Source organism: Cognatishimia sp. WU-CL00825 (assembly GCF_040364665.1).
Classification (GTDB): Bacteria; Pseudomonadota; Alphaproteobacteria; order Rhodobacterales; family Rhodobacteraceae; genus Cognatishimia.
This window is the reverse complement of sequence record NZ_BAABWX010000001.1, coordinates 166,915-179,900: the sequence shown is the minus strand read 5'-3', so window position 1 is coordinate 179,900 and position 12,986 is coordinate 166,915. Positions and strand designations below refer to the sequence as shown.

13 protein-coding genes are annotated in these 12,986 nt (G+C 51.9%); 3 read left to right on the top strand and 10 right to left on the bottom strand.

The features are described from left to right. Positions 1-43: 43 nt before the first annotated feature. On the bottom strand, positions 44-2,326 hold the full coding sequence (locus tag ABXG94_RS00845) for an adenosylcobalamin-dependent ribonucleoside-diphosphate reductase (RefSeq protein WP_353531756.1): 2,283 nt from the start codon (positions 2,324-2,326) through the stop codon (positions 44-46). Between the two features lie 149 nt (positions 2,327-2,475). On the opposite strand from ABXG94_RS00845, the gene ABXG94_RS00840 reads away from it, so the two are divergent. Beyond that, a complete protein-coding gene (locus tag ABXG94_RS00840) occupies positions 2,476-2,904 on the top strand; it encodes a DUF1489 family protein (RefSeq protein ID WP_353531755.1) in 429 nt (142 codons plus the stop codon). Here ABXG94_RS00840 and ABXG94_RS00835 read toward each other — a convergent pair. Beyond that, positions 2,901-3,689 (bottom strand): alpha/beta fold hydrolase, encoded by a 789-nt coding sequence (locus tag ABXG94_RS00835; protein WP_353531754.1) that lies wholly within the window; start codon positions 3,687-3,689, stop codon positions 2,901-2,903. The genes ABXG94_RS00840 and ABXG94_RS00835 overlap by 4 nt on opposite strands. Then, positions 3,690-4,289, bottom strand: a complete 600-nt coding sequence (locus ABXG94_RS00830) for a 2-hydroxychromene-2-carboxylate isomerase (RefSeq protein ID WP_353531753.1) — start codon at positions 4,287-4,289, stop codon at positions 3,690-3,692. Positions 4,290-4,394: 105 nt separating this feature from the next. Here ABXG94_RS00830 and ABXG94_RS00825 point away from each other — a divergent pair, with 105 nt between their 5' ends. Continuing rightward, on the top strand, positions 4,395-5,402 hold the full coding sequence (locus tag ABXG94_RS00825) for a ribose-phosphate pyrophosphokinase (protein WP_353531752.1): 1,008 nt from the start codon (positions 4,395-4,397) through the stop codon (positions 5,400-5,402). 45 nt (positions 5,403-5,447) lie between these two features. Here the strand turns inward: ABXG94_RS00825 and ABXG94_RS00820 are convergent, their stop codons facing one another. The 7 genes from ABXG94_RS00820 to ABXG94_RS00790 form a co-directional block, all read right to left on the bottom strand. Continuing rightward, entirely contained in the window at positions 5,448-5,798 is a 351-nt protein-coding gene (locus ABXG94_RS00820; RefSeq protein ID WP_353531751.1) for an H-type lectin domain-containing protein, read from the bottom strand. A gap of 107 nt (positions 5,799-5,905) precedes the next feature. After that, positions 5,906-6,304, bottom strand: a complete 399-nt coding sequence (locus ABXG94_RS00815) for a F0F1 ATP synthase subunit epsilon (RefSeq protein ID WP_353531750.1) — start codon at positions 6,302-6,304, stop codon at positions 5,906-5,908. Between the two features lie 52 nt (positions 6,305-6,356). Continuing rightward, positions 6,357-7,781, bottom strand: coding sequence for a F0F1 ATP synthase subunit beta (gene atpD, locus ABXG94_RS00810; RefSeq protein ID WP_353531749.1), 1,425 nt, complete (start codon positions 7,779-7,781; stop codon positions 6,357-6,359). A gap of 15 nt (positions 7,782-7,796) precedes the next feature. Then, a complete protein-coding gene (locus tag ABXG94_RS00805; protein WP_353531748.1) occupies positions 7,797-8,672 on the bottom strand; it encodes a F0F1 ATP synthase subunit gamma in 876 nt (291 codons plus the stop codon). A 12-nt stretch (positions 8,673-8,684) separates the two neighbouring features. Then, positions 8,685-10,223, bottom strand: coding sequence for a F0F1 ATP synthase subunit alpha (gene atpA, locus ABXG94_RS00800; RefSeq protein ID WP_353531747.1), 1,539 nt, complete (start codon positions 10,221-10,223; stop codon positions 8,685-8,687). Continuing rightward, the gene (locus ABXG94_RS00795) at positions 10,223-10,783 is read right to left on the bottom strand and encodes a F0F1 ATP synthase subunit delta (RefSeq protein WP_353531746.1); all 561 of its coding nucleotides are present in this window, start codon (positions 10,781-10,783) and stop codon (positions 10,223-10,225) included. The genes atpA and ABXG94_RS00795 overlap by 1 nt, the downstream gene beginning before the upstream one ends. Positions 10,784-11,168: 385 nt before the next feature. Continuing rightward, positions 11,169-11,906, bottom strand: a complete 738-nt coding sequence (locus ABXG94_RS00790; protein WP_353531745.1) for a class I SAM-dependent methyltransferase — start codon at positions 11,904-11,906, stop codon at positions 11,169-11,171. Positions 11,907-12,004: 98 nt separating this feature from the next. Between ABXG94_RS00790 and gloB the strand changes: the two genes are divergently transcribed. Next, positions 12,005-12,772 carry a hydroxyacylglutathione hydrolase gene (gloB, locus tag ABXG94_RS00785; RefSeq protein WP_353533975.1) on the top strand — a complete coding sequence of 256 codons (768 nt, stop codon included), beginning with the start codon at positions 12,005-12,007 and terminating at the stop codon, positions 12,770-12,772. Positions 12,773-12,986: the final 214 nt, after the last annotated feature.

Below are 12,986 nucleotides of genomic sequence, written 5' to 3'. Positions count from 1 at the left end.
AAGTCTGCAGCGTTTCAATAGCCAAGGCCTTTGTAAGACCTTTCTAGCCACACTTGCTGTGTCCGCAGCTACGACAGGTCATGCAGCCCTCGACCATTTGCAAATCAAACTGGCCACATGATGGGCAGGCTTTGCCGCGAGGGGTCTCGCCGACGGCCATTGCTTCGGCGGTTGGGTCTGCTTTTAGCCCCATACCTTCGCCTGCGATAAACCCGATAGAGATCATGTGTTTTTCAATAACGCCACCAATCGCCGCAAGGATCGATGGAATGTATTTGCCGTCCATCCAAGAGCCGCCACGCGGATCAAACACCGCTTTAAGCTCTTCAACGACAAAGGACACATCCCCACCACGACGGAACACTGCAGAGATCATCCGTGTCAGCGCCAGAGTCCAGGCGTAGTGCTCCATGTTTTTTGAGTTGATAAACACTTCGAACGGACGGCGATGCCCATTCACGATCACATCGTTTACGGTCAAATAGATCGCATGCTCGCTGTCATGCCATTTGAGTTTATACGTCGAACCTTCAAGCGACTGAGGCCGCTCTAGTGGTTCTGCCATATAGATCACTTCGCCAGTGTCCGCGACATGATCCGCAGGGTTTTCACCCGGTGCTTGGTCTTTGGTTTCAGAAACGGTCAGAACCGACCCTGTGATGTCATTTGGACGATAGGTTGTGCAGCCTTTGCAGCCGGTGTCCCAAGCTTCCATATACACATCTTTGAAGGCGTCAAAACTGATGTCTTCAGGACAGTTGATGGTTTTGGAAATCGAGCTGTCGATCCATTTTTGGGCCGCGGATTGCATGCGCACATGGTCAAGCGGAGCCAATGTCTGAGCGTTTACAAAATAATCTGGCAATTCCTTATCACCAAATTTCTCACGCCATAATTTCACAGCATAATCAACGACTTCTTCTTCGGTGCGTGATCCATCTTTTTGCAGCACTTTGCGCGTGTAGGCATAGGCAAAAACCGGTTCGATACCCGAGGACACATTACCCGCATAGAGGCTGATTGTGCCGGTTGGCGCAATCGATGTCAGCAAAGCATTGCGGATGCCGTGCTTGGCAATATCTGCTTTCAGGTCGTCATCAAGATATTGCACCATGCCGCCGTTGACGTATTTTTCGGCATCAAACAGCGGGAACGCGCCCTTCTCTTTCGCCATCTCCATGGAGGCGCGATAAGAGGCGTGTGCAATGGCCTTCATCCAAGCTTCGGTCTGGGCCGCTGCTTTTTCAGAACCGTATTTTAGGCCCAGCATCAAAAGCGCGTCTGCTAGACCTGTCACACCGAGGCCGATACGGCGCTTGGCCTGTGCTTCTTGCGCCTGTGCTTCGAGTGGGAAATTTGAGGCATCAACCACATTGTCCATCATACGAACGGCCGTTTTGACCAAGTCCGTCAGAGCGACTTCGTTTAGCTCAGCATTTGCTTCGAACGGATCAGTGACCAGGCGTGCAAGGTTAATGGACCCCAGCAGGCATGCGCCATAGGGCGGCAATGGCTGTTCGCCGCAAGGGTTGGTTGCAGCAATGGTTTCAACATAGTTCAGGTTATTGGCTTTGTTGATACGGTCAATAAAGATAACGCCCGGCTCGGCCTGATCATAGGTATTCTGCATGATCTGGTTCCAAAGATCACGGGCATTTAGAGTTTTATAAATCTTGCCGCCGAACTCCAACTCCCACGGGCCGTCGGCTTTGACGGCTTCCATAAAGGCATCGGTCACCAGCACAGACATGTTGAACATGCGCAGACGGGCCGGGTCAGATTTAGCAGTGATAAAATGTTCAATATCTGGGTGATCACAACGCATCGTCGCCATCATCGCGCCACGGCGAGAGCCTGCGGACATGATTGTACGGCACATCGCGTCCCACACATCCATAAAGGACAGTGGGCCAGAAGCGTCTGCTGCCACGCCTTTTACATCAGAGCCTTTTGGACGCACGGTTGAAAAGTCATATCCAATCCCGCCGCCTTGTTGCATTGTCAGCGCTGCTTCTTTGAGCATATCAAAAATACCCGACATGCTGTCAGGGATCGTGCCCATAACAAAACAATTAAACAATGTGACTTTGCGCGCGGTTCCTGCGCCTGCGGTAATGCGGCCTGCTGGCAGATATTTGAAGTCTTCCAATGCGGCGTAGAATTTATCTTCCCAAGCCTCTGGTTTCTTTTCAACCTTTGCGAGATCGCGGGCGATCCGCCGCCAACTGTCTTCTACCGTTTCATCAATCGGAGTGCCGTCCGCTTGCTTAAAACGGTATTTCATATCCCATATGGATTCTGCGATCGGGGCGGCAAAACGACTCATCGGCTTCCTCTGTCTTTGAAAGTTTTTTGTGTAGTGACATCTTTTTCAGGGGCTTGAAAGCCCTATAGAGAGCTATACTATAGATCAGCAAATAAAATTTCGGCAATCAAAAAACACAACCCAAACACAACCCCTTGTAGGTTCAAGCATTGAAACACATAAATCTAGTAAAACTTAGCGTAGGCACGGAAAGTGTGGAAAGCTTAGAGCATTGGCAAAAAACCAAGCGTGGTCAGGCAGATGACGGGCTGCATTGCCATGTCACGCGCATGTGGCCCAAGCGCGAAAAAGAAATACTGGCGGGTGGATCGATTTACTGGGTGATCAAGGGCTCTATTCAGGCAAGGCAAAGGATTCTTCGGCTTGATGAGGTTTTTGGCGAGGACGGCATACGGCGTTGCGCAATTGTGCTGGCCCCAGACCTTGTTCGCACTCAGGTGACCATCAAGCGCCCCTTTCAGGGCTGGCGTTACCTAAAACCCGAAGATAGCCCAATGGACCTGCCGAAAGGGCATTCCACAGACGACGCATTGCCGACAGAGCTTGCCAGCGCCTTGGCTGAGATAGGTGTTCTTTAGCCAAGCTGAAAATGCTCTGAAATTTCGCGAGCGACGGCGTCTGGATGGCTAATCGGTCCCATATGCGCGGCCTCTGGAATTGTGACCAATTTCGCATTCGGCAATAAGCGCACCAATTGCTGTTGCACGGCGTGCATATAGTCGGGTGAGTTTTCCCCAACCATCAACAAAACTGGCACATGGATATTGGGTAGTTTCGAAAGAAGATCCGCATTATCCCCAGATACCGCAGGCTGGATCGCACATGTCAGGTGTATACGACGGGCAAAGCTGTCCTTGGCTTCTTGGGGCAGTAACTCCCAAGGTGTGCCATCGCCCCAAACACGCAAAAAGGCGCGCGCTGCGGCATGGGGATCTTTGTGATCTAGCCTTTGCTGCGCTTGCTGCATTTCCAGAGCGTTGCGCTGATAGAGATCTGGATTGGCAGTTTGTAGGGACGCGAAGAACACCGGTTCATATAGTGCAAGACGTTGCACTTTTTCGGGGTTTTCCGCGGCAAGGCGCAGCGCCAAATACGCCCCAAAGCTATGCGCGACGATGTCGGCGGGCTTAGCTAACCCTGCAGCTGCTATATATATCGCAAAATCTGTAAAATCGCCCTGCCCGTCCCAATCAGGGCTTTTGCCGTGTCCAGGAAGATCAACTGCGTTAAGCGTCAGTTTATCCCCCAGAACGGCAGCGATGCCTTTCCAGGCTCCAGAATGCGCCAAGGAGCAGTGCAATGCCAGCGCGGCCTTTGGCCCTTGACCAAGCGTTCTCCAGAATGCTGCATGAGACGTCATCATTTACAATGCACCAGCCAAGTGTAGATCAAGGTCATCCAGACGATCCTGTCCCCAGAAACGCGTGCCATCCGGCAATACATAAAACGGCGAGCCAAAAACGCCTGCCTCTACAGCCTCTTCCAAATTGCGCGCATAGGTTTCAGCGCCAACAAGCAATCCACTGTCAGCCAATGACGGGTCAAATCCGGCGTCTGCCAAGCAGGTGCGAATAACCTCATCCTGCGCAATATCTTTTTCTTCTGCCCAGCACGCGCGCAACAGTGCCTGAACCAAGCCAGCGAGGTCGCCGCCGCCCGCCTTTTGGGCCGCAATGATCGCATAGGACGACGGTGCCATATTTGTCGGCCAATGGGCGGGTTTCAAATTGAAGGGCAAACCCAGTTTCTTGCTATATCTCTGCAATTCTTGTGCGCGGTATTCCAGCCGGCTGGGGTGCCTGTCTTTTGGAGGAGTGCCGCCAGTGCGTCCAAATATTGATACGATATCAAAAGGTTTATAGGTCACCGATGCGCCATGTTTCTGCGCAACTTCCTCGAGCCGTGCGCCGGCAAGATAGGCATAGGGTGAGATCGTTGCAAAATAGTAGTCGATATGAGTCATTTCCGCCCCCAAAGTGTTAGCATCACTTTAACAAATGGTCTGTGACATGATAGAGCGTCCGCAACGTCACGAATCTGACATCTGCGACATTGGGGATTAGCGCAAATGCCGAATACTATGGAACCAAAGCTTATCACGGGAAATGCCAACAAGCCGTTGGCGACTGCCATTGCCCGGCGTATGGCTATTCATCGCAATCTTGGACTGGTTGATGCGCGCGTCGAACGGTTCAACGACGGCGAAATTTTCGTTGAAGTGTTCGAAAATGTGCGTGGCGAGGATATGTTCATCATCCAGCCGACCTCGAATCCGGCAAACGACAACCTGATGGAGCTTCTGATCATGGCCGACGCATTGCGTCGGTCTTCTGCTAAGCGCATTACAGCAGTGATCCCCTATTTCGGCTATGCCCGCCAAGATCGTCGCGCCAAGGCACGTACACCGATTTCAGCCAAGCTTGTTGCCAATATGCTGGTTGAGGCCGGTGTAGAACGTGTTTTGACAATGGATCTACATGCGGCTCAAATTCAGGGGTTCTTTGATATCCCCGTAGACAACCTTTATGCGTCCCCGGTTTTCGCTTTGGATATTATGCATCAGTTCAAGGACGACATGAGCGATCTTATGGTTGTGTCTCCAGATGTGGGCGGCGTGGCACGGGCGCGTGAACTTGCCAAACGGATCAACGCGCCTTTGTCGATCGTCGACAAACGTCGTGAAAAAGCCGGTGAAGTCGCAGAGATGACTGTCATCGGTGATGTGACAGGCAAGAAGTGTATCATTGTAGATGATATGTGTGACACCGCAGGCACGCTGTGTAAGGCCGCTGAGGTGCTGCTAGACCACGGTGCAACCGAAGTGCATTCTTATATCTCGCATGGGGTGATGTCCGGGCCAGCGGTTGAGCGCGTGACCAACTCTGTCATGAAGAGCTTGGTGATCACCGATACAATCCAGCCAACTGCCGCTGTCAAAGCTGCGCCAAATATTCGTATTTTGCCAACGGCACCTGTCTTTGCGCATGCTATTTTGAACATTTGGAATGGGGCTTCGGTGTCCTCATTGTTTGAAACCGATACCCTCGAAGCAGCTTACGAAGGTCTTCTGGACTAGTTTGCCTGACCTAAAGACTGAGACGCGCCAGCGTTTGGCGCGTTTTTATTCGACATCCCACTGATCTTCGTCATCGACTTCGCCAAAAGCAATCCAGTTCATCCGCACACGCGCGACTTTGCTGTCCTGCCATGTCCGAAAGACCAGATCAAAGCCGTCGGTTTGGACTTTGTCAGCCGACACGTCTGCCCGAATATTTGACCCGTTGCTGATATCCCAAAGCGACAGGGCCACTTGCACAACCGGGGGGGCCAAGAAGCTTTCAGAAAACGCGATATGTTTGCGACGCTCGCGCGGGCCTGTACCGGTCCACATATCGCCACCGTTTTCAAAGTCCGAAAAAAGTTGCTCGTCACCTTGATCAATCCCCAGCGCGCGGCCCTTTAGCTTTCGCATAAGATCATTCCCTAGATTGGATATGGGTCACTCTCAAATAGAACACTCTTAAACAAAACTGGGCCCCGTCGGATGACGAAGCCCAATAAATTTTGTAAATTTTGACTTTAGACGTTCAAAGCTGCACGAAGTGCTTCGAGATCTGCCACATTCTTGGCAGCGGCGTCTTTGTTTTCCGCTGTCGCAGTTGCAGCAGTTTCCTTTGCCAGATCAATCAAGCCATCCATGTCTGCAGCTGTAATGTCAGCCGCTGGGATAGCCTTTTCTGCAAGCACCGAGGTGCCTTCAGCATTGATGTCAGCGAAACCGCCGGTCACCGCATAGCTTGTGGTGCCTTCTGCGCTTTCCACAGTCAAAAGACCGGGACGCAGCGTGGTGATGGTTGGGGCATGATCCGGCATCGCGGTCATGTCACCATCCGCACCAGGGATCTGCACGGCGACGGCTTGCAAAGAAGCAAGCGCACGTTCCGGGCTGACCAGGTCGAATTGCATGGTTTGTGCCATTGGGGCCTCCGTTTAGGGTTCCTCTGCGCCTAAACGCAGAGGAAAATCCGTTTTAAGCGGCGTCTGCAGCCATTTTCTCGGCTTTCGCAATCACTTCATCGATGCCACCAACCATATAGAACGCACCTTCTGGAAGGTGGTCATATTCGCCAGCTACAACAGCTTTGAATGAAGAAATTGTGTCTTCCAGAGGAACTTGAACACCGTCAGAACCTGTAAACACTTTCGCAACGTCAAACGGCTGAGAGAGGAAACGCTGGATCTTACGCGCACGCGCAACAGTCAGCTTATCTTCTTCGGACAGTTCGTCCATGCCCAGAATTGCGATGATGTCTTGCAAAGACTTATAGCGTTGCAGGATGCCTTGCACTTCGAAGGCCACTTTGTAGTGCTCTTCGCCCACAACAGATGGGTCCATCAAACGAGACGATGAATCGAGCGGGTCAACCGCTGGGTAGATGCCCAGTTCGGAAATCGCACGGTTCAGAACGGTTGTCGCGTCCAAGTGAGCAAAGGTAGTCGCAGGTGCAGGGTCGGTAAGGTCATCCGCAGGAACGTAAACCGCTTGGATCGAGGTGATCGAGCCGTTCTTTGTGGATGTAATACGCTCTTGCATCGCACCCATGTCGGTTGCCAGTGTTGGCTGGTAGCCAACCGCAGATGGGATACGACCCAACAGCGCGGAAACCTCAGAGCCCGCTTGTGTAAAGCGGAAGATGTTATCAACAAAGAACAGAACGTCAGTACCAGACGCGTCACGGAACTGTTCCGCCAATGTCAGACCTGTCAAAGCAACACGTGCACGCGCACCTGGAGGCTCGTTCATCTGGCCGTAAACCAGAGCAACCTGAGACTCTTCGAGGTTATCAGGTTTGATAACGTTGGATTCGATCATCTCGTGGTAAAGATCGTTACCTTCACGTGTACGCTCGCCCACACCCGCAAAAACGGAGTAACCAGAGTGCACTTTCGCGATGTTGTTGATCAATTCCATGATCAAAACGGTTTTACCAACACCAGCACCACCGAACAGACCAATTTTACCACCTTTGGCGTATGGAGCCAAAAGGTCGATAACCTTGATGCCTGTTTCCAGAACTTCGGATTCAGTGGACTGTTCCGCGAATTCCGGCGCGTCCTGGTGGATCGCACGTGTTTCTTCTGCGTTCACTGGGCCCTGCTCGTCAACCGGCTCGCCGATAACGTTCAGAATACGTCCCAATGTCGCTTTACCCACTGGTACCGAAATAGGTGCGCCAGTGTCAGACACTTCTGCGCCACGAACAAGACCTTCGGTCGCGTCCATCGCGATGCAGCGAACTGTTTTTTCACCAAGGTGCTGGGAAACTTCCAGTACCAATTTTTTTCCGTTGTTGTCTGTATTCAGCGCGTTCAGAATTTCCGGTAGGGAATCTTCGAACTGCACGTCCACAACGGCGCCAATCACCTGTGTGACTTTGCCTTTTGCGTTTGCCATGTTTCGTCTCCGGTCTTAGAGCGCCTCAGCGCCCGAGATAATTTCAATAAGCTCGCTTGTAATCACAGCCTGACGCGAACGGTTGTATTCGATGGTCAGTTTGTCGATCATTTCGCCCGCATTCCGGGTTGCGTTGTCCATAGCAGACATACGCGCACCTTGTTCGGACGCACCATTTTCAAGCAGAGCTGCAAAGATCTGTGTCGCGACACCGCGCGGCAGCAAGTCGGCCAGAATGGCGTCTTCACTTGGCTCATAGTCATACAGAGTGGCCGCAGCGCCCTCTTCCACAGCTTCGAAAGTTGCTGGGATGATTTGCTGTGCCGTCGGGATCTGTGTGACAACGTTTACGAACTTCGCAAAGAAGATCGTAGCAACGTCAAATTCGCTTCCATCAAAGCGTGCTAGGATATCACGCGCAATATCTTGCGCATTGTCATAGCCCACACGTTTGATTTCCGTCAGATCGACGTGGCCGATAAACGCATCTCCGAGGTCGCGTTTGATTGCATCACGGCCTTTTTTGCCAACAGTCAAAACCTTAACAGTTTTGCCCGCCGCCTTAAGCTCTGCTGCTTTCGCACGCGCCAATTTGGCGATGTTAGAGTTGAAGCCGCCGCACAAGCCACGTTCAGCTGTCATCACCACCAAAAGATGGGTTTGATCGCTACCAGTGCCAGACAAAAGCTTCGGCCCAGAGTCAGAGCCACCGGCGCCTGCCGCGAGCCCACCCAGAACAGCGTTAAAGCGCTCTGTGTAGGGACGCGAAGACTCGGCAGCATCCTGCGCGCGGCGAAGTTTCGCCGCGGCAACCATCTGCATGGCCTTTGTGATCTTCCGAGTGTTTTTAACACTCTGGATCCGGTTTTTGAGGTCCTTCAGACTAGGCATTGTCCGAACCCCTTATGCGAAGTCAGCTGCGAATTCGTCGAGCGCTGCTTTCACTTTGTCTGCTGCATCGCCTTTGATCTTTGGATCTTCATCCGTGATCCACTGAAGCAGGTCTGCGTTTTTACCACGCAGGTGCGCCAGAAGGGCTGCTTCGTAGCGACCAACATCTTTTACGTCGACTTTGTCGAGGTAACCGTTGGTGCCTGCGAAGATAAGGCAGACGATTTCAGAGTTGGTCAGAGGCGAATACTGAGGCTGTTTCATCAGCTCTGTCAAACGTGCACCACGCGCCAGAAGCTGCTGAGTTGCGGCGTCGAGATCGGAACCAAACTGAGCAAACGCAGCCATCTCACGATACTGAGCCAAAGACAGTTTAACTGGGCCAGCAACCGAAGACATCGCTTTGGTTTGTGCAGAAGAACCAACACGAGAAACGGACAGACCGGTGTTCACCGCTGGGCGGATACCTTGATAGAACAATTCAGTTTCCAAGAAGATCTGACCGTCGGTGATGGAAATCACGTTGGTTGGAATAAACGCAGAAACGTCACCACCCTGAGTTTCAATCACTGGCAAAGCAGTCAAAGAACCAGAACCGTTGTCTTCGTTCAACTTGGAAGAGCGTTCCAGCAAACGAGAGTGGAGATAGAAAACGTCACCGGGATAAGCTTCACGGCCCGGTGGGCGACGAAGAAGCAAAGACATCTGACGATAAGAAACCGCTTGCTTGGACAAATCATCATAGATGATCAGCGCGTGCTTGCCGCTGTCGCGGAAGTACTCGGCCATGGATGTCGCCGCATATGGTGCCAGGAACTGCATAGGTGCAGGATCAGACGCTGTCGCAGCAACAACGATGGAGTATTCAATCGCGCCAGTTTCTTCGAGCTTTTTAACAAGCTGAGCAACTGTGGAACGCTTTTGACCGACCGCAACATAAACGCAGAACAATTTCTTGCTGTCGTCGTCGCCCGCGGCTTCGTTGTAAGATTTTTGGTTCAGAATGGTGTCCAGCGCGATGGCTGTTTTACCTGTCTGACGGTCACCAATGATCAGCTCACGCTGGCCACGGCCAATTGGGATCATCGCATCAACAGATTTCAGACCAGTCGCCATTGGCTCGTGAACCGATTTACGTGGAATGATGCCTGGCGCTTTTACGTCCGCAACGCTGCGCTGTGCAGCTTTGATCGGGCCTTTGCCGTCCAGCGGGTTACCCAAGCCGTCAACAACGCGACCCAGCAGCTCTGGGCCAACTGGAACGTCAACGATCGACTTGGTACGCTTAACTGTGTCACCTTCTTTGATGTCACGGTCAGAACCAAAGATAACAACACCAACGTTGTCGCTCTCAAGGTTCAGCGCCATGCCCATGATGCCACCAGGGAATTCGACCATTTCACCGGCTTGAACGTTGTCCAACCCGTAGACGCGGGCGATACCGTCACCTACAGAGAGAACACGACCAACTTCGGCCACTTCGGCTTCCTGACCAAAATTCTTGATCTGGTCTTTCAGGATCGCCGAGATTTCGGCTGCTTGGATACCCATTATCCGACCTCTTTCATTGCATTCTGGAGTGCGTTGAGCTTGGAAAGAATCGACGTATCAATCATTTTCGAGCCCACTTTAACAACAAGACCGCCGATGAGAGTTTCATCAACGGTCGCATTGATTTTAACATCCTTACCCACACGCGCCTTCAGCGTTTTGGCAAGTTTTTCGCTTTGTGTTTTGGTTAGCGCTTTGGCAGAGGTCACCTCTGCTGTCACTTCACCTTTGTCTTCTGCGATTAAAGCGCGCAAGCTTTCTAGAAGCTGCGGCAGCACAAACAGGCGACGGTTCTGAGACATCAGGCTCAGTGTGCTGTTCAGCACAGTTGTCAAACCCATTTTGGCAGAAATAGCGGCAATCGCTTTCCCTTGTTCGTCGCGCGTCACAATTGGCGAATGAATCAAGTTCTGCAAATCGGCGCTTTCAGCCAATGCGGTGCTAAGGTCGTCAAGGCCCTTCTCTAGATCAGAGATAGCCTTGGACTCTTTCGCGATCTCGAAGACCGCGGTGGCATAGCGTGCAGCAATGCCTTGCGAAATCGAAGCTGGTTCGGACACGTCCACCCTTCCGAAATTTTGGCCCCGGTTCGCCGACAATTCGACTTCCGAGGACGTTTCTAGTTTTGACGCAAATCAAAACGGCAAAATCCAGCCGGGGTGTAGCAGAGCGTTGTTAAGCTAGCAACATTGTTTGTCACAAAGCGTAAACCGCAAAAACACCATGTTTTTAAGGCGTTGCGGTGCATGCGGCAGATTGCCCACGTCCTGTGACAAAAAATTAACAAGAAAAATCGAAAATTTACCCGATTCCCGCGGCTTTTTTGTTTCGCACTTCGGAACAAACCGCGTTTTGCACACCTGGGGCTGCGGAACCTGCGGATGCAAAATGCCTTCCGATTCTCAAGTTTCGAGCTGTGCAGCGCTAACAATTCAGCGGATGCGCCTAAATCGGGGCGACTTCCGGTTTTGGTGCCAAGATTTCCAATGGCTTTCGCACTGTCTGGCGTAACCCACGGTTTGGCGCATAAACCCGTTTGCTCGCTTCAACCATCAACACACCTCCGGAAACGACCGGCGACATCGCGCGGCCAGTGCTTTCCCAAAATTGCCCGGTCTTGCGCCAGAACCTTTTGTGGCTTGGTGGCTGAAACAATGTTGTTCGATGACGTTCGGGCATAAAGCCATGGCGCCGCAATTGTGCTTCAAGTTGGCCTGTCGAATAAGGTCGACCGTAGCCAAAGGGCGTTGCATCAGAACGTGACCAAAGACCTGCACGATGTGGCACAATAAACAAAGCCCGCCCACCTGGCCCCAAAACCCGAAAGGCTTCATCTAGCAAATCTGTAGGGCGCTCACTGTTTTCCAAACCATGCATCATGATCAAGCGATCTACGCGACCCGTCTCTAGTGGCCAAAGCGTCTCTTCGCACAACACCGAGACGTTTGGCATGCCCGCTGGCCACGGCATCACGCCTTGCGGTGCTGGCATGAGGCCCACAACCTTGCGTGCCGTTGGCAGATAGGGGCGCAGCAAAGGTACGGAAAACCCAAATCCAACCATAGTTTGCCCCGTTGCATCAGGCCATAGCTGCAAGGTCTCGTCGCGCACAGCTTTTTGCGCCGCTCGCCCCAGCGCGCTGCGATAATAAAAGTTCCTCAGATCTTTAACATCAAGATGCATTGAGCCCGCCCAAGAAATCGGCAATTCTTCGACCAACATAATGTGTTTTGATCAAGATTGAACCTCGGAAGACCAAAGCTATGAAAAAAGGATTTGCGATGCCCATCGAAATTGTCACCGTGCCTTGCCTTTCTGACAACTACGCGTTTTTGCTTCACGACCCTGATACGCAACAAACCGCACTGGTCGACGCACCAGACGCGGAGGCCATCATATCTGAATTGGATACACGCGGCTGGACATTAACCCATATTCTTTTGACCCATCACCATTGGGACCACGTCGATGGCACCGAAGCGCTGAGACAAAAGTATAAGCCCCAAGTATTTGGGGCCAAAGCAGATGCGCATCGCCTGCCGCCACTTGACCTTGCGCTTTCTGATGGGCAGCTCTTTTCATTCGCCGGGCATGAATTCCAGACGATTGATGTTTCAGGGCATACAATCGGCCATGTCGCCTTTTTCGCTCCCAGCCTGAACGCCATTTTTACAGCCGATAGCTTGATGGCCTTAGGATGTGGTCGGCTTTTTGAAGGCTCGCCGGAACAAATGTTCAGCAGTTTAAGCAAATTAGCGCAGCTACCAGAAACAACAATCGTTTACTCTGGGCACGAATACACAGAATCCAATGCCCGATTTGCGATAACAGTTGATCCAGACAACGCTGCTCTCAAAGCGCGTATTTCGTGGATCGAACAGGCCCGAGCGCAAAACAAACCAACAGTTCCTTCTGAATTATCGTTGGAATTGGCAACAAACCCGTTCTTGCGGTGTGACACCGCCGGTGTACGCAACGCAGTTGGACTTGCAAACGCCCCTGCCCCTGACGTGTTTACGGAGGTTCGAAAACGTAAGGACAATTTCTAATTTCCCAATGATAAACAGAGCTTATTGCCTTTCGTCTCTCCTTCTGGCAGGTTTGATTACAGACTATTTGGTGTCTCTGCTCTCGAGCCGACGCTTGCTTAAAATATGCTCAAATCCGACGGGTCATCACGCCTTTTGAAGCAAAAGTCACATGTTTGACGATAAATGTGAGCGAAAAATACAAGAAAAGCCTTGAAGCTGGCGGCAGATCGAC